Here is a 23,529-nt window from a genome sequence, read left to right as displayed (position 1 = left end):
CCGCAACAGAACTGTTTCAATCCTGGCTGGAAAAGCTTTAAGAGCGGCCGGAACAATGCGGAACGACGGAAGACAAGAATGCGATTGGGCGGAAGGCTGGCGGCGGCCATAGAGGTTCTGGAAGACATCGACCGGCGGCATCGGCCGGTGGCCGACGCCTTGCGCGACTGGGGCCTGTCGCACCGCTTTGCCGGCGGCGGCGACCGCGCCGCGATCGGCAACATCGTCTATGACGCCTTGCGCCGCAAGCGTTCCGCCGGCTGGCTGTTCGGCGCGGACACGCCGCGCGCCATCGGCTTCGGCGCGCTGTTGCTCGAATGGGGTCAGACCGCGCAGTCGCTCAACGACGCGCTCGATGGCGACAAATTCGCGCCGCCGCTGCTCAGTGCCGCGGAACTGAAGGCGACGGCCGGCCATCGGCCTGCCGATGCGCCGGACGCCGTGCGGGCCGATGTTCCCGACTGGTGCGTGCCTCTGCTTGAGAAAGCCTATGGCGGCGCCTGGGTCGCGGAAGGGGCAGCACTCGCCAATCGCCCGCCGCTGGATCTCAGGGCCAACACCTTGCTGGCCGGGCGTGAAAAGGTGCTGGCCGAGCTGCAGGGCACCGGTGCGGCGCCGGCGGCAATCGCGCCGCATGGCATCCGCATCCCACCGATCGACGGCGACGGCCGGCATCCGAACGTCCAGGCCGAGCCGGCTTTCCAGAAGGGCTGGTTCGAAGTGCAGGACGAAGGCTCGCAGCTTGCCGCCGCCCTTGCCGGCGCCGAGCCCGGCATGCAGGTGCTGGATTACTGCGCCGGCGCCGGCGGCAAGACGCTGGCCCTGTCGGCCGAGATGGACAACCGCGGCCAGCTCTTTGCCCACGACTCGGAAAAGGTCCGGCTGGCGCCGATCTTCGAGCGCATCCGTCGCTCGCACAACCGCAATGTGCAGATCGTCAGCAAGCTGGCGGAGCTTGCGCCGCTCACCGCTCACATGGACATCGTGCTGATCGACGCGCCTTGCACCGGCAGCGGCACCTGGCGCCGCCGCCCGGATGCCAAATGGCGGCTGACCGATCGGCAGCTCGACGCCCGCCGGGCCGAGCAGCAGGCGATCCTCGACACTGCCCAGGCCTTCGTCAAACCGGGCGGGTTGCTGGTCTATATCACCTGTTCGGTTTTCGACGCCGAAAACGGCGAACAGGTCGCGGCTTTCCGCGCACGCCATGAAGGCTTTGCGTCGATCGATCATCGGAGGCTCTGGAACGAGCGCTTCCCCGGCCACGGGAAGGCCGCTCGCATCGCCGACACCGGCGGCATCTCGCTGTCGCCGGCGCTGAGCGGCACGGATGGTTTCTATTTCCATGCCTGGCGCAAGACTGCCTGAGCGCGTGGCTGAACAGGCTTTGCTGCGCTGCAACATAAGAGATTGCCTGTCCCGCTCGGCTCTGCAATAAGCTTCGCCAGCAAAACGAGAAGGCGAAGGCCATGGCAGCAGCCAAGATCGTACCCGCTCCCGACTTCGAGGAACGCGTCAGGACTTCCTTCGCCCGGCAGAAAGCGATGGCGACCATCGGCGCCGAGCTGACACTGGTGACACCCGGCATCATCGAGATCGAGATGCCTTATTCGGCGGCACTGACCCAGCAGCATGGCTTCCTGCATGCCGGCGTGATTTCCACCGCGCTGGACTCCGCCTGCGGCTATGCGGCCTTCTCGCTGATGCCGGAGAATTCCGGCGTGCTGACCATCGAGTTCAAGGTCAATCTGCTGGCGCCCGGCAGGGGCGAGCGTTTCCTGTTCCGCGGCTCGGTGACCAAGCCCGGCCGCACCATCATCGTCGCCGATGGCCAGGCTTACGCCTTCGCCGCCGACGGCGAGGCCAAGCTGATCGCCACCATGACCGGCACGATGATGACCGTGGTCGGCCGCGACGGGATCGAGGGCTGATCGATGGCAAGCGCCGTGCAGATTGCGGGCAGAAACGTTCTCTTCGTCATGGCGGTGGAGGCTGAATACGGCCCACATCTGAAAAAGCTGTTCGACCCCCTGATGACCGGCGTTGGCCCGGTGGAGGCCGCCGTGCGGCTCGCCGCCGAGCTTGCCGCGTTGAAGGCCGAAGGCTCGCTGCCAGACCTGGTCGTCTCGCTCGGCTCGGCCGGCAGCCGCGGACTGGAGCAAACCGAGATCTACCAAGCTGTTTCGGTGAGCTATCGCGACATGGACGCTTCGCCGCTCGGCTTCGAGAAGGGCGCGACGCCTTTCCTGGACCTGCCGGTCACGGTGCCGCTGCCCTTCGTCATCCCCGGCATCAAGACCGCCGCGCTCTCGACCGGTGGCGCGATCGTCACCGGTGCCGCCTATGACACAATCGATGCCGACATGGTCGATATGGAGACCTTCGCGTGCCTGCGCGCCTGCCAACTCTTCGGCGTGCCGCTGATCGGCCTGCGCGGCATTTCTGACGGCGCGGCCGATCTCAGGCACGTCAACGACTGGACGGAATATCTCCACGTCATCGACGAGAAGCTGGCCCAGGCGGTCCAACTGCTGGAACAGTCGATTGCGTCGGGCGCAATCGATCTTCAGACCCGCTGACGCGGCAGGTTTTTAGCGTTGCCGAACAGCACCCCGATCATCCTGAATCGAACGGCGTTGTCGCGGTTGACGTAGGTGACGGACCCCGGCTCATGGTCCAGGGTCCAGCGCCCGGTTACACCCGTGTCCCAGTCCGTGACATAACCATCATCGAGCATCCGCCAGCGCCCGCTGCGCGCTTCGCCATCATCGAGCAGCATGTGCGCGGCACCGTCGTTTTCGAAATAGACGTAAGCCTCCTTGCCGTTTCGCTCCAACACATGGGTCGCGCCCGGAATGAGGATCGCGAGATTTTCCTTTTGCAGTGCCGTCATGTTTTTCTCCTGAGTGAAGTCGGCGATTGCCTCGACCGGCGCCGCCACGTAAGGTGGGTAAGTAGTCAAGATACTTGACTACTTAGAGGGTGTTTTGAATTTGGTCAAGGAGCTTGACGAAAATACCGAGGCGTTGCCCGATCATGTCGGCTGGCGGCTATGGCAGGCGAGCCGTGCCTGGCAGGCGGAGTTCGCTGCCGCCATGCGGGCCGCTGGCCACTCCTGGTTCAGCGAAGCGCGCGCCGGGCTGCTCGGGCACATCCCCCGCGGCGGCACGCGCCAGGCGTCACTGATCGAACGCTCTGCAATCTCCAAGCAGGCAGTTCAGCAATTGCTCGACGGGTTGGAGATGGACGGCGTTCTGGAGCGTTTGCCCGATCCCCGCGACGGCCGTGGCAAGCTGGTCCGCTATACGCGCAAGGGCCTGGACGCCTTGCGAGACGGCGATCGCGTCAAGCTCCAGATCGAACAGAGTTACATCGCCCGTCTCGGCCAGCAGCGGTTCGCGGCCCTGATGGACGCCCTGCGAGCGCTCGAGCCTAGGCACGCAGAGGCTATCGATCGAGAGCCTGGCGCTCAGTGAACGGCACAAGCTTACGCCCATTGCGCCGAATCGGTTCTTTCTCTAAAGGCTCGCCATGACGACAGCCAATCGCCCCGACGCCGTCCCGCCCAACACTGTCCTGATCATCGATTTCGGCAGCCAGTTTACGCAGCTCATCGCCCGCCGCATCCGCGAGGCCGGCGTCTTCTCTGAGATCGTGCCGTTCCAATCGGCCGAAGCCGCCTTCAAGCGCATCAATCCAAAAGCCGTGATCCTGTCCGGCGGTCCGGCCTCGACCGGCGATATCGGCAGCCCGCGCGCGCCGCAGATCGTCTTCGACGCCGGCGTGCCGGTGCTTGGCATTTGTTATGGCCAGATGGCCATGTGCGTGCAGATGGGCGGCATTGCCGAAAGCTCCAACCACCGCGAATTCGGTCGCGCCTTCGTCGAGATCGAGAAGGAAAGCCCGCTGTTCGAAGGCCTGTGGGCGCCGGGCCAGCGCCACCAGGTGTGGATGAGCCATGGCGATCGCGTCATCGAATTGCCGCCGGGCTTCAAGGTGCTCGGCAAATCGGAAAGCTCGCCCTTCGCCATCTTCGGCAATGTCGAGCGCAAGATGTACGGCATCATGTTCCACCCCGAAGTGGTGCACACGCCGGATGGCGCCAGACTGCTCCGGAATTTCGTCCACAACATCGCCGGCATCGAGGGCGATTGGACGATGCGCGCCTATCGCGAGCACGCGGTCGAGACGATCCGCCAACAGGTCGGCAAGGGCAAGGTGATCTGCGCGCTGTCGGGCGGCGTCGATTCTTCGGTCGCAGCGCTTCTGATCCACGAGGCGGTCGGCGACCAGCTCACCTGCATCCTCGTCGACCACGGCCTGATGCGCAAGGACGAGGCGGCAGGCGTGGTGGAGATGTTCCGCCAGCACTACAATCTGCCGCTGATCCTGGTCGACGCTTCGGACAAATTCATCTCGGCGCTGGAGGGCGAGAGCGACCCGGAAAAGAAGCGCAAGACCATCGGACGCCTGTTCATCGAGGTCTTCGAGGAAGAGGCAAAGAAGCTCGGCGGCGCCGATTTCCTGGCCCAGGGCACGCTCTATCCCGACGTCATCGAAAGCGTCTCCTTCTCCGGCGGCCCGTCGGTGACGATCAAGTCGCACCACAATGTCGGCGGCCTGCCCGCGCGCATGAACATGAAGCTGGTCGAGCCGCTGCGCGAACTGTTCAAGGACGAGGTGAGGGCGCTTGGCAAGGAGCTTGGCCTGCCCGAAAGCTTCATCGGCCGCCATCCCTTCCCGGGTCCGGGCCTGGCCATCCGCTGTCCTGGCGGCATCACGCGCGAGAAGCTCGAAATCCTGCGCGAGGCCGACGCCATCTACCTCGACGAAATCCGCAAGGCCGGCCTCTACGATGCCATCTGGCAGGCCTTCGCCGTGCTCCTGCCGGTGCAGACGGTCGGCGTGATGGGTGACGGCCGCACCTACGAATTCGTCTGCGCGCTGCGCGCCGTCACGTCCGTCGACGGCATGACGGCCGACTTCTACCACTACGACATGAATTTCCTCGCCGCCACCGCCACCCGCATCATCAACGAGGTGAAGGGTATCAACCGGGTCGTCTATGACGTGACGTCGAAGCCGCCCGGCACAATCGAGTGGGAATAAAGCTCGGTCGTTCGCCAGCATTCGGTGACTATCGCCGAAACCCAATTAAGCGCTTGAATTTAATCTGCTTTGGTCTCTACGTCTATCGCTGACTATCGCCCCTAAGCGGAATCATTTGGCGGTAGATCTGACGGCATTCCTTTTCGCGCCATCTTCCCTACAGACTGATGCCGTCACTGCGCCGGACTCAAGCATGTTGGCGTCTTTCGAGGTAAAGCATTGAATTGTATTGGCTCTCACAGAGCCTTGACGGTAAAACGAATGACGGTAAAACTAGGCATTGAACAACCCTAGATGCGCCCCACCCGTCTCCTCCTATGCTCACCGACATCGCGCTTAAGAAGCTGAAACCAAAAGATAAAATATACAAAGTCACCGATCGTGACGGTATGTACGCGACCGTGGCTCCCACAGGGCAGATATCATTCCGATACGACTACCGAGTGAATGGTCGGCGAGAGACAGTGACGCTCGGTCGCTATGGTGAGGGAGGCATCTCGCTAGCAGAGGCGCGTGACCGCTGTCTTGCCGCACGAAAAATGGTGGCAGCCGGAAAATCGCCTGCCCAGGAAAAGCAGCGTGACAAGCGGCGCCTGTCTACGACGGCTACGTTCGGTGATGCCGGCAGAGTATGGTTTAAAGAGGCGAAGATGGCGGACAGCACGCGCTCGATGCGCAAAGCCGTCTTCGGTCGAGACATCTTGCCGATTTGGGACAAAAGACTCTTGACAGAAATCACGTCGGACGACTTGAGGGCGCTCTGCGCAAAGGTCAGGGACCGGGGCGCACCAGCAACGGCCATTCATGTCCGGGATATTGTGAAGCAGGTCTACGGTTATGCCATTCTGCACGGCGAGAGGATCGTCAATCCGGCGGACGAGGTAGGACCGGCCTCGATAGCTACCTTCGAGGCGAAAGACCGGGCGTTGTCACCCGCAGAAATTCGAATCATGCTGAAGGAGTTGGAAAATGTGCCGACTTTGCCAACCATTCGGCTGGGCCTAAAGCTGATCCTGCTCACGATGGTTCGGAAAAGTGAGCTTCTGGACGCGACGTGGGATGAGGTCGACTTCGAGAGCGCGATATGGAGCATTCCCAAAGAGCGAATGAAGCGGAAGAAGCCACATAATGTCTACCTGTCCCGCCAATCCCTCGACATCATGATTGCGCTCAAGACCTGCGCTGCTAACTCTCGATACGTGCTTCCATCTCGCTACGACGCCGACGAACCCATGTCGCGCGCGACTTTCAATCGGATTACTATGGCGATTGTGGACCGCGCAAAAAAACAAGATCTGCCGCTTGCTCCCTTTACGGTGCATGATCTACGGCGGACAGGCTCCACGCTCCTAAACGAGATCGGATTCAATCGCGACTGGATCGAAAAATGCCTCGCCCACGAAGACAGTCGCTCCTCCCGCGGCGTCTATAACAAGGCTGAATACGAACCGCAGCGGCGCCACATGCTGCAGGAATGGGCCGACATGATTGAAGCGTGGGCGGCTGGCAGCAAACACTCACCCACACTGCAGCCGATTTCCGGGGCAGCCGTCATCCTCGATCCGATTTGACGGGTCTCGTCTTTCGCGACCGCACGTCTGGTCCCGGGGCCAGTTCGATCGAACCAGCTGAGGACGCGTTCCGCCGTTCCTGAATCCACGCTTCGACTTCTCCCAGGTCCCAAACGACGCAGCGGGGGGCCAGATTGAACCGTCGGGGGAACTCGCCTCGTTGTTCCATTTCATAAATGGTCGTGTCCGATAGCGGGACGATTTCTCGCAATTGCGATCGGCGAACCGTTCGCACGACCTGTCGCGCCTCAATGTGCGGTAGAACCGGAAGGGGGCGATCCGCTGGTGCGGCCTCTATGTCCTGGCAGCTTTCGTGTTGAGTTTGCTTCTGCCGTTTGACCATTTGCATACCGAAGGGCTCCTTCGGGCCAATGATCGCGCATCTGCTCCAATCTGATTATAGCTCTCAACTACGTTCACATCGTCTCCTTTGACCAACCGGCAGGTTTAGGGTCTTGCTCACGAGCACACCGACTTCGCGACTGTGTGTCGAAGGCCTGCTGTCTCTTGGGCTGTTTAGACCGGTCCTCTTCGCTCACGGTCAATCTTTTGCATGGATCCACGTCGGGTGGATTCATGTAGTCCCGGTATCCAGGTCCTCATCGCTCGGATTCTCGGCTTGCGGAATGAACCTGATCGTCTCGGCGATGTCGCGGCGGGCGACGGTCCCGATGACGCGCCGCCGTTGCTCATCTCTTTCTGCCTCGCCGTGTTCGAGGACGGGATGGAGCACCAGGCCATCCATTACGGGCTGGATCACGCGCTCGTAAAGCTGGGCCAGGTTCACCTGAAATATCCGACGGACTTGCTCACCCAGGACCATCATGGCGTTCGCCACCTTCGGGACCAAGGAGACCGGTGAGATTCAACGATTCGCTGGCGTTCCCAATGTCCACAGCCTTGACTCTTCTACGCGCAGGCATGTCCCATATCTGTCCCGCAATTCGAGGAAGATAAATTTCATATGAGCCCCTACTCAGACGTCGCGTTCGGGGCCGTTGCCGGCCTGGCGGGTTTCGGCTGGGATTTGCGATAACTTGCCATTCTGCAGGCGACCTCATCGGGGTCATTCGCCGCCAGATTCGAGAACCAAAATAGCGGCCCCCGTCAACGTCAGGCTTGGCCAACTTCTCTTGAAAACTCCTTGGGGCGGAGCGTCTCTCACGGGGGATGCGCGACTTATCAAGCCCAGCCCTTTTTCGATTTGAGCTCCGACGCCTTTGAACCTGCTTTGTGGGCTACTGCGGAAGGGCCAAGCCAAGGTCTGAGTATATCGGCCCGAGTTCCTCATCGGTCAGTAAACCGGGCGAGGTGGCGATGCTCGGAAAATTGCCCACCACGAAGTAGAGCAATAAGATCGAGGGCAAGGCGAATACGGTTTGGTCCTCTCGCCGGCCCTTAATGCGCTCCATGATGAAATCCTTGGTGTTCAGCCAAAGGAGGATGTCTTCGATTGAGCTCTCGCCGGCCAGTGGGAGGTACGCGTCGATCAGCTCACCGTCGAGAGTGGTGACAGTCGCGTCCACGCCGATCTTGTCTCGGTAGTATACGGACAAGGCGTCGATCAGTGCCTTGACGCTCTTGACCGATGCGTCGATGAGGTTGCCGACTTGGCGGAAGTAGTCGTCGGTCGCTTCGATCAGCGCCATCGCCTTTGCCGCAGCCCGCATCATCTCAGGCGTCGATTTTACGCTCGGCTTGTAGATTGTGTCATGGGTGACTTCGCTGAAGGCATGCTGCAGCAGCGTGCGGACCTGGATCTCGCACGGAATGTCCAGCGGCATAGGGACGCCCTCGAAGACGATCCCCGCTTTTGCCCGAACCACGTAGTGGACCGACTGGTACCCAAACTCCCAAGGCTTGCGGGCTCGCTCCTCAGCGAAGTCCCGCGCCTTTTCCCAGAACCAGTATCTGTCGCCGAATTCGGTGATCGCCTTCTCGACGATGGGTATTTCGTCGGAAGTGAGCACGACGAAGCGGATGCCCACCTTGTCCTCGATGTCGTCATACGGGCTTGCGTAGCCCTTGCCGCGATAGAGTGCCTTCTGGATAAGTGACTTGCTCTCCTTCAGCCTATGCTTAACCGGAAGGCGCAAGAACAAGTCCGGCGCCTCCACTTGGGTTGAGAGCCCGTCGATGACCGTGTGGATGATGAACCTGCCCCACGCATCGTAGTACTGCTGCTCCGCCTCCCAGCGCCGCAGGATCTCGAACTCGGTCGTCATAACTGTTCGGTGACTGGCCTGCGGACCGTGATCCTGGTCCAGCTTGCAGCCTCGCCTTCGGAGATATCGCCTGGCGGCACATCCTCGATTGTCACGGTGCCATTCCGTATCGCGTCCGGGGACGCCGAGAACTCAATGTCTGGACCGAACTTGTACTTCCGGCGCCGCAGCCTACCACCCATCTCGCTGATGTCCCGAACCACGGCTCTATTGATCGGGAATTTCTTGGCTTCGAGAAACTTGTTGAACGGGTCGCGCAATTCGGGTGGTAGATACGTATCGCCGAACTGTTGCGAGGTGAACGTGGGTGCCTGATCTACCTTGACGAAGGCGAACAGCGCGTCGCCCAGGTCCCTTTGGAGATCTCGGTCATTTACCAATGTTCGAACGAATTCCTTCGTGAGGTCGAAGAACTTGGCGGTTTCGTATTTCCCGCTCTCAGGAAACGCGCAGCCAAGAAAGCCATCGTAGAAATATACGGCCGCGTTCTCTCGGCGGGCGGCGGTGATATTGCTGTCGAATACAAAGCATCGCCAACTTGTGCTCGCCGTGACGCCGACATCTTCGGAGATGAACATAGCAAGCTTGTAAAGCCTCGTGGCTGGCGTCAGGAAGATGTTCTCGAGGAATTCGGTCACGACTTTTGCCGCAGCCAGTCGGCGTTGAAAGCCGGACTGCATCTCCGCTTTAATTACCCCTACGAAGGGCTTTCCGTCGCCACCGACTTTTCCATCGAAGACTAGAAGCATTCCCCCGGGGATCCCTCGTGATTTCTGTGCGTCAGCGAGGGCATCGGCCATGTGATTGGAGATGTTAGGAAAATCGGTGTCGGTTGCGAGAACAAGACGTCGAGCCGTTCCAACTACGCTCGCGTCATCGGTCTTTACTATCTGCATCTCTATGCTCTTGGACTGTGCGGAGAGCGCGTCGGTGATACGCATCCCAAAATGACTGAGAGCCTTGGCATCTAATATTTCGAGCTCCTTGCCGTAGGATGGCGGCACTACATTGGGCCCGTCTTTCCTCTGGAATACCTCGTGCATAACGACTCGGCCGATAGAAAGATTCTCTACAAGCAAAACTCAATCCCCACTTCGAAAATATTGGAGAATGTTATTCTGAGCGGGTTAAGGAAGGATAATCAGAACAAAGCAAGAACACAAGGGTCCCTTCGCACGAAGAGTGACCGGTGGAATCGTGGGCACGGGTACGCCACTCGGCGCTGAACTGCGGGGTGACGCCCGTCGAGCCCGTACTCCATCGTGAGGCCTCGGACGTCTCATTTGGAGGAAATCGTTCTGTCTCATTCAAACTCCCATCTTGCGCACAATAAGGCCGTGGCGTGGAGGTCATCCGTACGCATCGAGGCGGCAGTGGAACTTAGGGATCGGGGTGTTAAAGCGATTACTGGTGCCTGTGGTTTCATGGCTTTTTTTCAGGAGGATGTCGAAGCTGCGGTCGAAATCCCGGTGTTCTTGTCCAGCCTGATGCAGATTCCTTTCATCCACGCTCTGTGCGGCGGCAGCGTCGGTCTCATCACCGCGAATGCCTCGCGCCTGACGCCGCGACATTTCGAGGCCTGCAAAGTGCCTTCCACCGTTCCGCTTGCCATTGCCGGAATGGAAGATCGCACGGAGTTTCGCGAGGCCATCCTCGAAGAGCGTGGAACGCTCGATTCCGCCGCTATCGAACGGGAAGTGACGGAGGTTGCGCGCGCTCTGGTGGAGCAGAACGCGGATGTCCGTTCGATCCTGCTTGAATGCAGCGACCTGCCACCCTATGCCCATGCGATACAGGCGGCCACCGGCAGGCCGGTTTTCGATTTCATCACGATGATCGATTACGTCCAGCAAAGCACGGCGCGCAAGCCGTACTTCGGCGGTATGTAGGCGGCAGTCGATCCGGCCTTGGTGCCATCGTCGTCGTTTGAACTTCGAGTGCGCGGAGCGGATCAAACCCAGCGACGTTTCCGACAGCGAAACGGCTTGGTTGTCCACCACACTGGCGGCTGCATCTGAACAAAGGCAGGCCGGGGCAGCCTTGCTAGCGGTGAGTTTGACCAATATCTACATGCGGAATCCGCGAACCAGGCGGCACACGCGTCTCAGCAGCTTGGCGCCGCCATTCCTTTGCGACACCCGCCTGGACGGGGCGCTGCGCGCATGCCGTCCCGCGCCACACACCGACCGGATCGAGCTCAGACTGAGGGGTTTCAGGCAGGGTGGAGAACCTTCCGCCGTGCTTCCCCGCCGAAAACTGGCCTTCTGGCTTCGCACAACTTTACATTCGCCTACAACACCCGAAAATGGGGCCGATAGTTTCGCCCAGTCGCGCAGATGCCGCAAAGACAAGGGCGGCATTGCTGCCGCCCTTGGGGATTGGTGAGAGGCGCAGGCCTCAGAAACCCATACCGCCCATGCCGCCGCCCATGCCGCCCATGCCACCGCCGCCCATGCCGCCAGGCATGCCGCCGCCGCCAGCCGACTCCTTCTTCGGAGCCTCCGCGATCATGGCTTCGGTGGTGACGAGCAGGCCGGCGACCGAGGCCGCGTCCTGGAGAGCCGTGCGCACGACCTTGACCGGGTCGACGATGCCCATGGCGATCATGTCGCCATAGTCGCCGGTCTGGGCGTTGTAGCCGAACGTCGCGCCCTTGTTCTCAAGGATCTTGCCGGCAACGATCGAGGCTTCCGCACCGGCGTTCGAGGCGATCTGGCGGGCCGGAGCCTGCAGCGCACGACGCACGATGTTGATGCCGGCGGCCTGGTCGGCATTGGCGCCGGCCGCCTTGATGTTGGCCGAAGCGCGCAGCAGGGCCACGCCACCGCCAGCAACGATGCCTTCTTCCACGGCCGCGCGGGTCGCGTTGAGGGCGTCATCGACGCGGTCCTTCTTTTCCTTGACTTCGACTTCCGTCGCACCGCCGACGCGGATCACGGCAACGCCGCCGGCGAGCTTCGCCAGACGTTCCTGCAGCTTCTCCTTGTCGTAGTCCGAAGTGGTCTCCTCGATCTGCTGCTTGATCTGGGCAACGCGGCCCTGGATCTCGGCCTTCTTGCCGGCGCCGTCGACGATGGTGGTGTTCTCCTTGGAGATCGACACCTTCTTGGCGCGGCCGAGCATGTTGAGGCCGACGTTCTCGAGCTTGATGCCGAGGTCTTCCGAGATGACCTGGCCACCGGTGAGGATGGCGATGTCTTCCAGCATGGCCTTGCGGCGATCGCCGAAGCCCGGAGCCTTGACGGCGGCGATCTTCAGGCCGCCACGCAGCTTGTTGACGACGAGCGTGGCCAGGGCCTCGCCTTCGACGTCTTCCGAGATGATGAGCAGCGGCTTGGAGGTCTGCACGACGGCTTCGAGAACCGGCAGCATCGCCTGCAGGTTGGAGAGCTTCTTCTCGTGGAGCAGGATGTAGACGTCCTCGAGTTCGGCAACCATCTTGTCGGCGTTGGTGACAAAGTAGGGCGAGAGGTAGCCGCGGTCGAACTGCATGCCTTCGACGACTTCCAGCTCGGTCTCGGCGGTCTTGGCTTCTTCAACCGTGATGACGCCTTCGTTGCCGACCTTCTGCATCGCTTCGGCGATCATCTTGCCGACCGACTCGTCGCCATTACCCGCAATCGTGCCGACCTGGGCGACTTCCTCCGAGGTCTTGATCTTCTTGGCAGCATTGCCGAGCGCCGCGACGACTTCGGTCACGGCCAGATCGATGCCGCGCTTCAGGTCCATCGGGTTCATGCCGGCGGCAACCGCCTTGTGGCCTTCCTGGACGATCGACTGCGCCAGAACGGTCGCGGTCGTGGTGCCGTCGCCGGCGATGTCGTTGGTCTTCGAAGCGACTTCGCGGACCATCTGCGCGCCCATGTTCTCGAACTTGTCTTCAAGCTCGATTTCCTTGGCGACGGTGACGCCGTCCTTGGTGATGCGCGGGGCGCCGAACGACTTGTCGATGACGACGTTGCGGCCCTTGGGGCCGAGCGTGACCTTCACCGCGTCGGCGAGGATGTTGACACCGCGCAGCATGCGCTCGCGGGCATCACGGGAGAATTTTACGTCTTTGGCAGCCATTTTTTAGCTCCTGGCAGGGGCTTGGGGTAAGCCCGAAATTCAGTTGACGGTGAGGCCTGATATCAGCCGATGATGCCCATGATGTCGGATTCCTTCATGATCAGAAGGTCTTCGCCATTGAGCTTGACTTCGGTGCCCGACCACTTGCCGAACAGGATGCGGTCGCCGGCCTTGACGTCCAGCGGGACCAGCTTGCCAGCTTCGTCGCGAGCGCCGGAGCCGACGGCGATGATCTCGCCTTCCTGCGGCTTTTCCTTTGCCGTATCCGGGATGATGATCCCGCCGGCGGTCTTGGATTCGGATTCGACCCGGCGAACGACCACGCGGTCATGAAGCGGCCGGAAATTCGACTGTGCCATGTTTTTTCCTCGATGAGAGCGGTGAGAAACACCGTCCGGCCACGCCGGACAAACTGCAAAGCCCGGCTTTGCCGGACCCGTTGTTAGCACTCACCACGAGTGAGTGCTAACAACGGGAGGATTAAGGGGTAAGCCGGAGATAGTCAAGGCGAAATAGGGCAGGCGAACGAGCAAAAGTTTCATCAAGCTCTCAGGCAAGGCGACCACGGCACGTGAGGCGAAGCTGGCACCAACCGGCCGGAGATACCAAGGAAAACAAGCGCGCCTGACTAAGCGCTGCAAGGTCAGCCGAGCCGGTGCAGAAGCAGGCGACGGCCAATTGGCGGACGCCGATCTCGAAATGCGCGACAGCCGCCTCGGCACACACGATCGCCGCGGGCAGCACGCCGGCCGCCTGCCCGGCAGTGCCGGCGCCCATACGGATGGCCTTCGCCACGTCGACACCGTTGCGAATGCCGCCCGAAGCGATCAGCTTCACTGTTGGCAGCGCCCGACGTGCTGCCTGGACGCTGGCCAGGGTCGGAATTCCCCAATCCGCGAACGCCATCGCTACTGCACGTCGGCGCGATCGCGGCCGCGCTCGCCCTCCACCGCGGCCCAACCGGTGCCGCCGGCGCCGGCGGCATCGATCACCGCCACGGCCGCATCGACGAGCGCAGAGGCTAGTGGTCGAGCCTGACCAGTTTTCTCAACGCGTAAATCTGGCCGGCCGGAACGACCGGCGGGAATTATCGGAAGAGCAGACGGACCGTTTGCGAAAATCATGGTTCAATTCCTTGGTCGGTGGGAGCGAAACCCGGCCAGTAGTGGCCGTCAGGCGTCGGCCGCTTGCCGAAGATGGCCTGACCGACGCGCACGACAGTGGCGCCTTCCTCGATGGCTTCCTCGAAGTCTCCGGTCATGCCCATGGAGAGCCCGGTCAGCGCGGCGTTGTGCTTCACGGCTTCGTCCCGCAGCCGGCGCAGCAGAATGAAGCAAGGCCGCACCTTGGCCATGTCGGAGGAAAACAGCGCAAGTGTCATTAACCCGCATGGCCGGAGACGGGGAAGCTGATCGAGCCTCTCCACGAAGGGCAGCACTGCGTTCGGATGGAGGCCGAACTTGCTGTCCTCGCCAGACGTGTTGACCTGCACATAGACGTCGAGGAAGCGATCTTCGCGCTCCAGCCGCGTGTTCAGAAGGTCGGCGAGCTGGAGGCTGTCGAGCGCATGAAACTCACGCGCGAAGCGGGTCAGATATTTGGCCTTGTTGGTCTGCAGATGTCCGACGATGCTCCAGTCGATGGCGAGATCGTGAAGCGCCTCGCACTTTGACATTGCCTCCTGGATTTTGTTTTCGCCGAAGGTGCTGATGCCGACCTCGAAGGCGTATCGCAGGATTTGGGTCGGCACCGTCTTGGTGATCGGCAGCAAACGCACGGAGGCTCGGTCGCGCCCGGCCCGTGCGCAAGCAAGCGTGATGCGCTCTTCAACCGACGCCAGATTGGTGCGGAAGCGGGTAAGGGGATTAGGCCCGAAGCGTTCGACGTCCTCGGGCGAAAGCGGCGGATTGTTCGTGCCCATTGTGATCTGCCCATCCGCCGATTGAAACAGTTGAACACTCCTGCTGACTTCGCCATTTGGCATTCTCAGCAGTGCGACAAGTTTCGACAATTTATGTTCGCCTACCATTCCCAGCGGCTTTGGAGTGCTAAGAGCCTGTGAATTTCTTTGAAGAATCCGTTGCAACGCCTGCACGCTGCGCGGAGGCTGATCAGGCAGCGAGACTTGCGAACTGCTTGGGCCAGGAGGCATTCGGATTGAAGGCGTATCTCGCTTGTGGTTTGCTCAAATTCAGGACGCAGGGGTTGCTGCCGCTTGACTTACATTTTGTCGGCCAGCCGACTACGGCTGTCGCCGCATCACCGCACCTGCGCACAGGTGCGCTTCGCGAGGAAGTCCATTCGGGAACAAACCCACTCGCAGTGCTGGTAGTCGGCAAGCGGTTTTGTCGCTGCCGGCGTAGGTTGGGGACAGATTGTCTAAATAGTCCTGCGGAGCCGAGGGCCGACTTCCTCGAACCCGTTCCGTAAGTAGAAATCGAGCGTGCGTTTCCATTTTGGTTGCGCGGGTGCTCCAACCTCAAGTCGCTTCCAACCACGAGCGCGGCCTTCCTGCAAGCCGACCTCGAGCAGACAAGGGGCAATCCCTTTGGAGCGCATCTCGGGTCGAACATACAGCTCCGAAATCTGGCCGAACTTGCCTCCTGCATAGATCGCCGTGCACTCATTCAGTACGATTATGCCGGCCGGCTCGCCACCTTCACTTGCGATCACAGCGACCGCGCCAGCGTTGGCAAGCACTGTCGCCGCGCTTTGTTTGACGAAGTCGGGCGTGGGCGCTTTCCCGCCAGAGAGTTCATCGAGTAGCGCGTGAATGAAACGGGCGACCGTCTCTGCGTCCAATGAGCTGGCCCGTCGAGTAGATACGGAAGGCATGGTTTCTCCTTCTCCTAGGGGTCGGCGTCCCGATTCCTGCTGCCAATCGCAAGGTGCGCTGGCAAAAAATGGAACTGGGAATCCGCATGACGGAGGCTGCTCTCCTGTATGGCAAGCCATCTTGGGAATTGCAAAACCGTCGCACGCTCGTCCAAGCCAGGAATCCCTTACACCATCTGACCGCACTCGAAGCAAGATTCTGGTTAGCTGCTAGCGAGGACCGAGCTTGCGGACCCCGACAGACCCCATGGTCAGCGTCGGGCGATTTCCCCAATCAGCCGAACATATTCGCCTTCCGGTTGCCCATATGTGCCAGCTGCTTGGGCAACGAGGCCATGGCGGTCTCGAATGACGATTTCACCTCGTCGCGAACGGATAAGGCCGCGCCCCTCGAGCAGTTGGAGCCCGACGGTAACTCCCGGCCGCCTCACGCCGAGCATAACAGACAGAAACTCGTGGGTGATGGCAATGTATGTGTCGTGGATCCGGTCGTCACACATCAGGAGCCACCTCGCCAAACGCTCTTCAAGGCTGGCTCGTGCGTTCATAAGGGCCGTATAGCTGGTTTGAATGTGAAGATAGTGGACATAGCGCAAAAGGAAGGGACGTAACGTCGGGCTGTCCACCAGAGCCGCCTTGAATGGCTCAACTCCGATGCGAAGTGCATTGCCTGCCAATTGCACGTAACAATCGTGCGCGGCATAGTCGGCACCCATCACCAGCGCGGGACCAGTCATACCCTCTAAGCCAATGAGGCCAACTTCGGCATCCTTGCCGTCCGAAGTCATCGCGACAACAGAGCCGATGCCTTCCTCGAGGAAGTAAACCGCCTCTATCCTTGAACCGGCAGTCTCCAACGGCATTCGCAGATCAAGGGCACATCGCTCAAAATGCGGCTCCAAACGCGCGAGGTCATCCGCGTTAAGCCGTCGCAGCAATTCGTTTTTGTAGGAAGCATTCACCGGATTGGTCATGGCTCAATCCCACTTGGGGCAAGAGCATTCCAATCTCCTTGCCATCCGCGCCCGTAAAAACGTGCAGACGATCTTGTGACACTACGCGCCTTGTTACGACAATGACAGCGGAATGCGAATCGATGCACGGCGAGCCCCCGCCGCGTGATTACAAAAGACGCGAGAAGTATGTCAGAGTGGGAAACGTACCAAACTCAGCTTTGTACGAAACCGACATTCTGAAGCCTCAGCTCTTTCCCGTTAACTGCCGTCCTAGCGCGCCGATTCCCTTGAGCTTCGTGAGAAGCGCACGAAGTCCGGATTTAGAGCCGGCGCGCTTTCAAAACGTAACTGTTCACTGAGAACGACGCCTCGCGCTCGGGGATGCGGCTAGATGCAACCGCTCCCCAAGGCCGCAGCGCATCCGGTCGGCCGCGTTGGGGGCCGCAGGATTTATGTTGTCGTTCGCCGATCGCTCGGATCTACGATTGCTCGGAAAGTTGCGTCGGCGGGACGTTAGCAACACTCAGCGTGTCCGATAGAAATGCCCTAGTGGCGGCTGACGGATCTATTCTGTGCGGGGACACTTGAGGATCGACTGATGTCAGCCCGGGGCCGTCTGGTCCAATGTCGCGCGGATAGCGCCGAATCCCAACTCGTTGATGATCATGTTGTGGTGACTGGCCGTCACCACATCCTGCAGGATGGACGGCCGCTCGGACTTGCCTCTGTTCGAGCTCAGTTTCCGCTGATGACGCGCAGGAAGAGTGAGCATGAGGTACTTTGGCGAATTCAACCGGCCAATCTACATTCGCGCTGCCGCGAGAATGTTGTGCACGCTCGGCCTCAATGCGCAAGGTCCTGCCGCACCGCACTTCCGTGGTTATCGGGCGTCCGCGACGCATGGGCACGGTCCGAGATCACGAGTGCAGTAGGCACTGGCTAGCATGCCGCGCCCGGCTGTGAACGAGGCGACATGACATTGCCGTGTATACGCAGGTGCGCGCGCCGGGGTCGCTTGCTTTTAGCGAACTTGCATGGCTGAATGGTTTATGAAAACGGCCGGGGGCTACATGACCATATACCTGTTTCTCAATAGTGTCGCTGCATTAGGCTTGCTTTATCCCACTCTACTTTATTCTCAGCTGAACCGACCATTCTCGAGACTTCACGGCCAGGCAGGGAGTCGCGTGGGACCGAAGATTAGCTGCGGTGATTGAGGCGGATTTCGGTTGAGGAAAACAGTGCGGCCTGTCGTTGCCGGGTGGAGGGGAGCGTGGCGATGGGCTTGAGCAGATTTGAGAGACCAGTCGTCGTTCAGGTCAACCGTAACAGCTCTGAACGCATCGTGCTTGACGTGAATGACGCGGCAACTATTTTGATGCGGGATCTTCGTTCTCAGACCAAGAAACGGAATGCAGCGATGGATGCCTGCCTGCACGTGTTGCGTGGTGAGGCTCATCCACCAACTGCAAGGCGGGCATTCGTTGCGGCCGCGCTCGAGGCGAAGATTCTACGCGGCGATTAGACCAGCTCGAACGTCGGCCGGATACCCATTCTGGTTCAATCCTCCTCCCGCTCGAAGCATAGAATGGGAAGTCCCCTCTGCGTGATCATGGCGCGATCAAGCAGGGTGGCGTGGAGCATGCATCCGGTGATCTAAATTTAACAGCTTCCAACGCCCGCAGACTTGGCTCAGCTATTGAACAGAAATGCCGCCTGGAACTCCCGAAGGGCGCCTCGACCGGCGCAGGGGTTTCATTTTAAGATCACCTCGACGCATCGCGGACCCCTCGCGCCCGACCACCGCCTGCTTCATACCACCAACGGACTTGCTTCGAAGACATTTGCTCAGTGTTGATCGCCACTTCCCTTATTCCAAAGCTTCCGCCACAGGACGGAACACGTTTCATAGCCACCCGGTAAATCGTGCCTTTGGCGTGATGCACGACCTGCTCCGCATCATCGAAGCGAATGACGGGAGCCGAGCGGCCGAATTTCTCGTCCTGCGCCCTGTCATGTCACTCGGCATCCGTGGAAGAAAGTACCGTCCCTAAGCGTAGACGGGCAAGGCCGGGTCGCGAACTGATCCAGGTCAGGGTAGTCCACCGCCACCCCAGATAGGTAGACGGCCACACTGCTTAAGAAGACGAAACGCTGGGCAGGCATAGCCACCGACGTAGCGTCACGCGGCTTCATGCGCCTTATTCGGACGAATCCTGATGTCGGCCCGCTGGCGCGGGCCGGACGGCCTGATCGCCGTCTTCAACCTCTAAAACGGAGAGCAGTCGTGGCAATCCCTCCTTACACAGCTCCTTCGCGCAATGCCTATGATATCGTGATCGTTGGTGGCGCGGTAGTCGGCTCGTCGACGGCGTATTGGCTGAGCCAGGCACTGGGTAAGGACGCCGCGATCCTCGTCATCGAACGGGACAGCAGCTATGAATTCTCTTCGACGGCGCTTTCCACCAGTGCGATCCGCCAGCAATATTCCAATCCGATCAACGTGAAGATCAGCCAGTTCGGCATCGAGATTATCCGGGGGTCCAGGAACGAATGGCGCCATTCTACACGCCTGGGCTGGCGCCCGATCTCGGCTTCAAGGAACACGGATATCTTTACTGCTGCTCGCCAGAAGGCGTGCAAGCGGCGCGCGAACGGGTCGACTTGCAGCGCAGCCTCGGTGCCCACACCGTGTTCCTCGAGCCCGGCGCTTTAAAGCAACAGTTTCCGTGGCTGAACGTGAGTGATCTTGGCGGCGGCTCGTGGGGCGCTCGCGATGAGGGCTGGTTCGATTCCATGGGGATGCTGAATGGCTTCCGCCGCGCAAGCTGTGCCAGCGGCGTCGAATATATCGACAATGCCGTGACCGCACTGGATGTCGTTTGCGGGCGAGTCATGTCGGTCCGGCTGGCGACGGGCGAAACGGTGACCTGCGGAACCTTGGTCAACGCTGCCGGCCCGCGGGCCCAGCAGGTCGGCCGCTATGGCCGGCCTCTCGATCCCGTAGCGCCTCATAAGCGCTACAGCTTTGTCTTCGCCAGCGCCAATGCGATCCCAGGCCGCATGCCCATTGTCATCGATCTTTCCGGCACATTCGCGCGTCCGGAAGGCGAGCTTTTCCTCGCTTCAACACGCCACAGGGCGACGGCCCGGCCGGCTATGACGACTTCGAAATGCATTTCGATGAGTTCGACGAGTATATCTGGCCGGCTCTGTGGCACCGCATTCCGGCCCTCGATGCTCTGAAAGTGCAAACCAGTTGGACCGGACATTACGAGTACAACATGCTCGACCACAACGGCATCGTCGGTTTCCACCTTGAGGTGACGAATTTCATGTTCGCCAATGGCTTCTCAGGCCACGGCCTGCAGCAGTCCCCCGCGGTCGGCCGGGCAGTGTCGGAGCTGATCATCCACGGCGGGTTTCAGACGCTGGACCTGTCGCCATTTTCCTACGAGCGAATTTCGCGCAACGAACCGTTCCTCGAGGAGGCTGTGATCTAGACCATCGAGGCCGCTGGGTTGTCTTGCGATGAGGCTAACTACGACGTTGGAATGATCGGTCGCATGTCACCCGGCGGCTCAAGGAGGGAGATGGCGCTTTAGCTTACGTGCCCACCTGAACCTTGTATCGTGATCCGCCTAGCCAAGGAGACCCAACAGCTGCCGAAGTTAGTGCCGAACTGGAGGTGGCGGCGAACTTCTCACGCTTTTTGCAACAAGGCTCCGCAGGGATGTGCGACCCGATGATTGCCGCGGCCGCGCTCCACGCCTGCGACCCATGTTCATTTCAGGAATCTGGCTGCGGCTGGGCCCTCAAATTGACTTGTCTTGGTCAAAAGCAACCCATCACACCAAACGTGGGTCTACGCAGCCCCACTCACAAGCGGCAGCAGCATCCGGAAAAAAACCACGTCCATTGAGATTTGCAGTTGCGCCCAAAGTCCGCGGAGTTCGCTGCCTGCCCGGCATCGTGGATGCGCCCCCCAGGCCTCCATAGCTATTTACCCATCGGGTTAAGCCTGGGGGCAGGGAAGATTTGCTCCCCAGGTTAATAGCTAGGGCGATCGTCTAGAAGCGACACACCCGGAAATGGTAGCACCTTCGCCTGTCGGCGGGGTTGTTTGAATTCTTCGAAGGCGACCGCCTCAATTATAACGTCCAAGGCTTCGCGCCCCGTCCGGCTCATCGGGTCATCACCACCAAGATAGTGATACGCTCGATCTAAATGCACCCGGGCGGCGGAAAAATCGCTCTTCATGTAACCTCTCAGTAGCCGCCCGCGTCAGCCCTCTACGAGGTCAGTGTCGCGCAACGGTCAATTTACACAGGACAATTTGATTCAAATTTGACACGACTAGGGGGAGTAGCTCGCTCGGATTGATATCATGCCAGCGCTGTGCGCGACGGTGAGAGCTTGCCTCGCAAGCCGCTGCGCAAGGATGTGGTCACATATCCCGAGGGACGGGAGGTGCTGCGCTCCCTCGGCACACACGGTGAGCGCGATGGGTAGGGGTCGAGAACTGTAATCCGTCGGTGGTCAGCACACCGCTCGAACGCGGGGCTTACGATTGGGCACCTAATCCTAAACGGGCCAGGACTTCGGCGACCTGGTACTTCGCGGCAGCGGAAACCGGCTTGATTGGCCGTGGGGGCTGGGTGGAACAGATTTCGAGGAGCTCGGCGATAGCGTAGACAATGCGAAGGCTCGAGAACGTTTTAAAAAGCTCCCACACGGGAGCCAGCGTGGCGCCTATCCGGTGTACTTCTGTGTGGTCGCCGTGCTGAGCCGCTCTGACCATCCCCAGGCAGGGCTCGGGCAAGATGCCACCGAGGACGCTGTACCATGTATCGGCGCCCGCAATCAGGGCCGCCGTGGCGTTCCAGTCGCCGCTGTAGCCGATCGAGAATCCTTTCGGCAAAATTTCTTTCTGGTGCGCAAGTTGGCCTTCGATAGCATCGCCCCGGTCCGCTGAGTTTTTCATAGCGAGGATCTCAGGCAACTGTCCCAGACGCGCGATGAGTGCTGGCGTGAAGCGAAAATGCGTGTTTCCAGGATTGTCGTAGATCACGATAGGAAGGCCACTTTCGCGCGCCACTGTCGAAAAATGCTCGAAAACTTCGTCCTCAGTGAGCGGACTGTATGACACAGCGGCAAGCAATCCCGCGGCTGCGCCGAGGGCCTTCGCATCACTTGCATATTTTACCGCTTCATCGGTGCGCAAAGCGCCCACGCCCACGAGCGGGACTCGTCCACCGTCTCGTCCAGCGCCTCGGAAATTGCCCGGCGGCGTTCCTCGCGTGACAGATACATGTAAGTGCCGGTGCTGCCGAGCAGGCCGATGGAATCCACCTTTGCTGCACAAAGCCGCGCTATGAGCTTTCGAAGCGCCAGGACATCGACGGTGCCGTCACTATCGCTTGGCGTTATTGGGAAGGCCAAAGGCCGCTCAGGAAAGCCATGCTGAAGCTCCCGTCGTTAGATTGCGTGAAGCGTTGGCCATCAGACCCCTTCCAGCGCCTGCTCGAGATCGGTGATCAAATCGGCGGCGTCTTCAAGCTCTACCGACAGGCGCATGAGGTCGTCGCCGACTGCGTCAGGCAAATGCGCGTTCTTGCGGATTGACTTGCGCGAGCGGGTCAGGATTGCCGGAGGATAGATGAGACTGTCAGCATCGCCAAGGCTGACTGCCCTGGTGATCAGCGTGAGACGGTCCATCATACGGCGCGCGCCCTCGAACCCAGTTTCGAGAGCCAACATGCCTGAGCCGTTCGACATCTGCCTGCGCGCGATCTCAGGGTCGGGATGAGAGCGGAGAAACGGATAGCTAACCCAAGCCACAGCCGGGTGCGTCGAGCGCCTGAGCGACCGCGAGCCTAGAGGCACTGTGACGCTCCATACGCAGCGTGAGTGTCTTCAGCCCGCGCAAGATCAGGAATGCGGACATGGGCGAGAGCGCTGCCCCGGTGAGATAGCGCAGGCCAGTTTCGCGCAACAGGTGCAATATCTTCGCATCGCCGAGTATGACACCGCCTAGCGCATCGCCATGTCCGTTGATGTACTTGGTCAGCGAATGGATCACGATGTCAGCTCCGAGTTCCAGCGGACGCTGGAGGGCGGGCGAGGCGAAGGTGCTGTCGACCGCGACCTTCACCCCGCGAGAATGGGCGTGTTCGGCAATGGCAGCGATGTCGAGGATACGGCTCAGCGGGTTGACCGGCGTCTCGAAGAAAACGAGCCGGGTCCTTTTCGGTGATGGCCCCATCGAGATTACTGGGATTTGACAGGTCGAGGGCAACGACCTTGATCAAAATGCGGCAGCCCCTGTTCGACCATGGCGAGTGTATTGCCATAAACGGTGTTGTGGACGATGAGTTCGTCACCTTGCGTAAGCAGCGAAAGGATCAACGTGCCGAAGGCCGCCATCCCCGAGGCGAGTACCAGCCCAGCTTCGGCTCCTTCGAGATTGGCGAGCCGCTTTTCGAGGACCTCGGTCGTCGGGTTGTATTCGCGTGCGTAGAAGTCTTCCGCCAGGCGCTGCGGCGGCTTCGTTTGCTGTCACGCTTTCAAATCTAGGTCGATGTAAGAAACACAGGCGTCTGAACGGAATTGCAAAAGCCAGCCGGATCGTAGCCGTGATGGATGGCCCGGGTGGCGAATGCGAGATCAACCTCGTTCCGGAGCGGCATTGATATTGCCTCGTTTTCAAGCGGATCTTCGGCGCTGGTCATCGGCTTTAGCCCTCTTGATTTCGGGGACAATGCC

Annotated in this window: 22 protein-coding genes and 3 pseudogenes; 11 read left to right on the top strand and 14 right to left on the bottom strand. The window is 60.4% G+C overall.

Annotation, left to right across the window (positions count from 1 at the left end; translation table 11 throughout):
• Positions 1 to 78: 78 nt before the first annotated feature.
• From ACVDG8_RS13595 to ACVDG8_RS13585, 3 genes are all read left to right on the top strand, one after another.
• Entirely contained in the window at positions 79 to 1,368 is a 1,290-nt protein-coding gene (locus ACVDG8_RS13595) for an RsmB/NOP family class I SAM-dependent RNA methyltransferase (RefSeq protein ID WP_447255103.1), read from the top strand.
• A gap of 101 nt (positions 1,369 to 1,469) precedes the next feature.
• Positions 1,470 to 1,931: a PaaI family thioesterase gene (locus ACVDG8_RS13590; protein ID WP_371011042.1), complete on the top strand. Its 462-nt coding sequence runs from the start codon at positions 1,470 to 1,472 to the stop codon at positions 1,929 to 1,931.
• A 3-nt stretch (positions 1,932 to 1,934) separates the two neighbouring features.
• A complete protein-coding gene (locus ACVDG8_RS13585; protein WP_447255102.1) occupies positions 1,935 to 2,579 on the top strand; it encodes a 5'-methylthioadenosine/S-adenosylhomocysteine nucleosidase in 645 nt (214 codons plus the stop codon).
• On the opposite strand, the gene ACVDG8_RS13580 is transcribed toward ACVDG8_RS13585, so the two are convergent.
• Positions 2,567 to 2,893 carry a hypothetical protein gene (locus ACVDG8_RS13580; RefSeq protein WP_447255101.1) on the bottom strand — a complete coding sequence of 109 codons (327 nt, stop codon included), beginning with the start codon at positions 2,891 to 2,893 and terminating at the stop codon, positions 2,567 to 2,569. The genes ACVDG8_RS13585 and ACVDG8_RS13580 overlap by 13 nt on opposite strands.
• 94 nt (positions 2,894 to 2,987) lie before the next feature.
• On the opposite strand from ACVDG8_RS13580, the gene ACVDG8_RS13575 reads away from it, so the two are divergent.
• The 3 genes from ACVDG8_RS13575 to ACVDG8_RS13565 all read left to right on the top strand — a co-directional run bounded on the left by ACVDG8_RS13575 (position 2,988) and on the right by ACVDG8_RS13565 (position 6,680).
• Positions 2,988 to 3,476, top strand: coding sequence for a MarR family winged helix-turn-helix transcriptional regulator (locus tag ACVDG8_RS13575; protein WP_447255100.1), 489 nt, complete (start codon positions 2,988 to 2,990; stop codon positions 3,474 to 3,476).
• A gap of 55 nt (positions 3,477 to 3,531) precedes the next feature.
• Positions 3,532 to 5,109, top strand: coding sequence for a glutamine-hydrolyzing GMP synthase (gene guaA / locus ACVDG8_RS13570; RefSeq protein ID WP_447255099.1), 1,578 nt, complete (start codon positions 3,532 to 3,534; stop codon positions 5,107 to 5,109).
• Between the two features lie 317 nt (positions 5,110 to 5,426).
• Complete coding sequence (locus ACVDG8_RS13565) at positions 5,427 to 6,680, top strand: tyrosine-type recombinase/integrase (protein ID WP_447255098.1); 1,254 nt, start codon at positions 5,427 to 5,429, stop codon at positions 6,678 to 6,680.
• Here the strand turns inward: ACVDG8_RS13565 and ACVDG8_RS13560 are convergent.
• The 4 genes from ACVDG8_RS13560 to ACVDG8_RS13545 all read right to left on the bottom strand — a co-directional run bounded on the left by ACVDG8_RS13560 (position 6,661) and on the right by ACVDG8_RS13545 (position 9,984).
• A complete protein-coding gene (locus ACVDG8_RS13560) occupies positions 6,661 to 6,915 on the bottom strand; it encodes a helix-turn-helix transcriptional regulator (RefSeq protein ID WP_077382326.1) in 255 nt (84 codons plus the stop codon). The genes ACVDG8_RS13565 and ACVDG8_RS13560 overlap by 20 nt on opposite strands.
• Positions 6,916 to 7,254: 339 nt before the next feature.
• Positions 7,255 to 7,506 (bottom strand): hypothetical protein, encoded by a 252-nt coding sequence (locus ACVDG8_RS13555; RefSeq protein WP_447255097.1) that lies wholly within the window; start codon positions 7,504 to 7,506, stop codon positions 7,255 to 7,257.
• Positions 7,507 to 7,918: 412 nt separating this feature from the next.
• On the bottom strand, positions 7,919 to 8,905 hold the full coding sequence (locus tag ACVDG8_RS13550; protein WP_447255096.1) for a GTP pyrophosphokinase: 987 nt from the start codon (positions 8,903 to 8,905) through the stop codon (positions 7,919 to 7,921).
• On the bottom strand, positions 8,902 to 9,984 hold the full coding sequence (locus ACVDG8_RS13545; RefSeq protein ID WP_447255095.1) for a nucleoid-associated protein: 1,083 nt from the start codon (positions 9,982 to 9,984) through the stop codon (positions 8,902 to 8,904). The genes ACVDG8_RS13550 and ACVDG8_RS13545 overlap by 4 nt, the downstream gene beginning before the upstream one ends.
• Before the next feature lie 204 nt (positions 9,985 to 10,188).
• Here ACVDG8_RS13545 and ACVDG8_RS13540 point away from each other — a divergent pair, with 204 nt between their 5' ends.
• On the top strand, positions 10,189 to 10,794 hold the full coding sequence (locus ACVDG8_RS13540) for an aspartate/glutamate racemase family protein (protein WP_447255094.1): 606 nt from the start codon (positions 10,189 to 10,191) through the stop codon (positions 10,792 to 10,794).
• Positions 10,795 to 11,302: 508 nt separating this feature from the next.
• Here ACVDG8_RS13540 and groL read toward each other — a convergent pair.
• The 6 genes and pseudogenes from groL to ACVDG8_RS13510 all read right to left on the bottom strand — a co-directional run bounded on the left by groL (position 11,303) and on the right by ACVDG8_RS13510 (position 16,782).
• Positions 11,303 to 12,973 (bottom strand): chaperonin GroEL, encoded by a 1,671-nt coding sequence (groL, locus tag ACVDG8_RS13535; protein ID WP_447255093.1) that lies wholly within the window; start codon positions 12,971 to 12,973, stop codon positions 11,303 to 11,305.
• A gap of 62 nt (positions 12,974 to 13,035) precedes the next feature.
• Positions 13,036 to 13,332: a co-chaperone GroES gene (gene groES / locus ACVDG8_RS13530; protein ID WP_224662280.1), complete on the bottom strand. Its 297-nt coding sequence runs from the start codon at positions 13,330 to 13,332 to the stop codon at positions 13,036 to 13,038.
• Positions 13,333 to 13,522: 190 nt separating this feature from the next.
• Positions 13,523 to 14,016, bottom strand: a pseudogene (locus tag ACVDG8_RS13525) (alpha-hydroxy-acid oxidizing protein); the annotation flags it as partial.
• Positions 14,017 to 14,093: 77 nt separating this feature from the next.
• A complete protein-coding gene (locus tag ACVDG8_RS13520; protein WP_447255092.1) occupies positions 14,094 to 14,894 on the bottom strand; it encodes a YggS family pyridoxal phosphate-dependent enzyme in 801 nt (266 codons plus the stop codon).
• Between the two features lie 458 nt (positions 14,895 to 15,352).
• A complete protein-coding gene (locus tag ACVDG8_RS13515; protein WP_447255091.1) occupies positions 15,353 to 15,775 on the bottom strand; it encodes a GNAT family N-acetyltransferase in 423 nt (140 codons plus the stop codon).
• Between the two features lie 284 nt (positions 15,776 to 16,059).
• Positions 16,060 to 16,782 carry a Crp/Fnr family transcriptional regulator gene (locus tag ACVDG8_RS13510; protein WP_447255090.1) on the bottom strand — a complete coding sequence of 241 codons (723 nt, stop codon included), beginning with the start codon at positions 16,780 to 16,782 and terminating at the stop codon, positions 16,060 to 16,062.
• 1,261 nt (positions 16,783 to 18,043) lie between these two features.
• Here ACVDG8_RS13510 and ACVDG8_RS13505 point away from each other — a divergent pair.
• The 4 genes from ACVDG8_RS13505 (at position 18,044) to ACVDG8_RS13490 (ending at position 20,267) form a co-directional block, all read left to right on the top strand.
• Positions 18,044 to 18,289 (top strand): DUF982 domain-containing protein, encoded by a 246-nt coding sequence (locus ACVDG8_RS13505; RefSeq protein WP_447257338.1) that lies wholly within the window; start codon positions 18,044 to 18,046, stop codon positions 18,287 to 18,289.
• A 762-nt stretch (positions 18,290 to 19,051) separates the two neighbouring features.
• On the top strand, positions 19,052 to 19,480 hold the full coding sequence (locus tag ACVDG8_RS13500; RefSeq protein WP_455707750.1) for an FAD-dependent oxidoreductase: 429 nt from the start codon (positions 19,052 to 19,054) through the stop codon (positions 19,478 to 19,480).
• Complete coding sequence (locus ACVDG8_RS13495) at positions 19,402 to 20,010, top strand: NAD(P)/FAD-dependent oxidoreductase (protein ID WP_455707749.1); 609 nt, start codon at positions 19,402 to 19,404, stop codon at positions 20,008 to 20,010. Before ACVDG8_RS13500 ends, ACVDG8_RS13495 begins: the two co-directional genes overlap by 79 nt.
• Positions 19,938 to 20,267: an NAD(P)/FAD-dependent oxidoreductase gene (locus ACVDG8_RS13490; RefSeq protein WP_447255088.1), complete on the top strand. Its 330-nt coding sequence runs from the start codon at positions 19,938 to 19,940 to the stop codon at positions 20,265 to 20,267. The genes ACVDG8_RS13495 and ACVDG8_RS13490 overlap by 73 nt, the downstream gene beginning before the upstream one ends.
• Before the next feature lie 547 nt (positions 20,268 to 20,814).
• On the opposite strand, the gene ACVDG8_RS13485 is transcribed toward ACVDG8_RS13490, so the two are convergent.
• From ACVDG8_RS13485 to ACVDG8_RS13475, 3 genes and pseudogenes are all read right to left on the bottom strand, one after another.
• On the bottom strand, positions 20,815 to 21,024 hold the full coding sequence (locus tag ACVDG8_RS13485) for a hypothetical protein (protein WP_447255087.1): 210 nt from the start codon (positions 21,022 to 21,024) through the stop codon (positions 20,815 to 20,817).
• A 304-nt stretch (positions 21,025 to 21,328) separates the two neighbouring features.
• Positions 21,329 to 22,226: pseudogene (locus ACVDG8_RS13480) on the bottom strand (dihydrodipicolinate synthase family protein).
• 40 nt (positions 22,227 to 22,266) lie between these two features.
• Positions 22,267 to 23,453: pseudogene (locus ACVDG8_RS13475) on the bottom strand (trans-sulfuration enzyme family protein).
• Between the last annotated feature and the right edge of the window lie 76 nt (positions 23,454 to 23,529).

This window comes from Mesorhizobium sp. ORM8.1 (assembly GCF_053005525.2).
The sequence above is the reverse complement of the archived record's forward strand: the minus strand, read 5'-3'. Positions and strand labels throughout refer to the sequence as shown.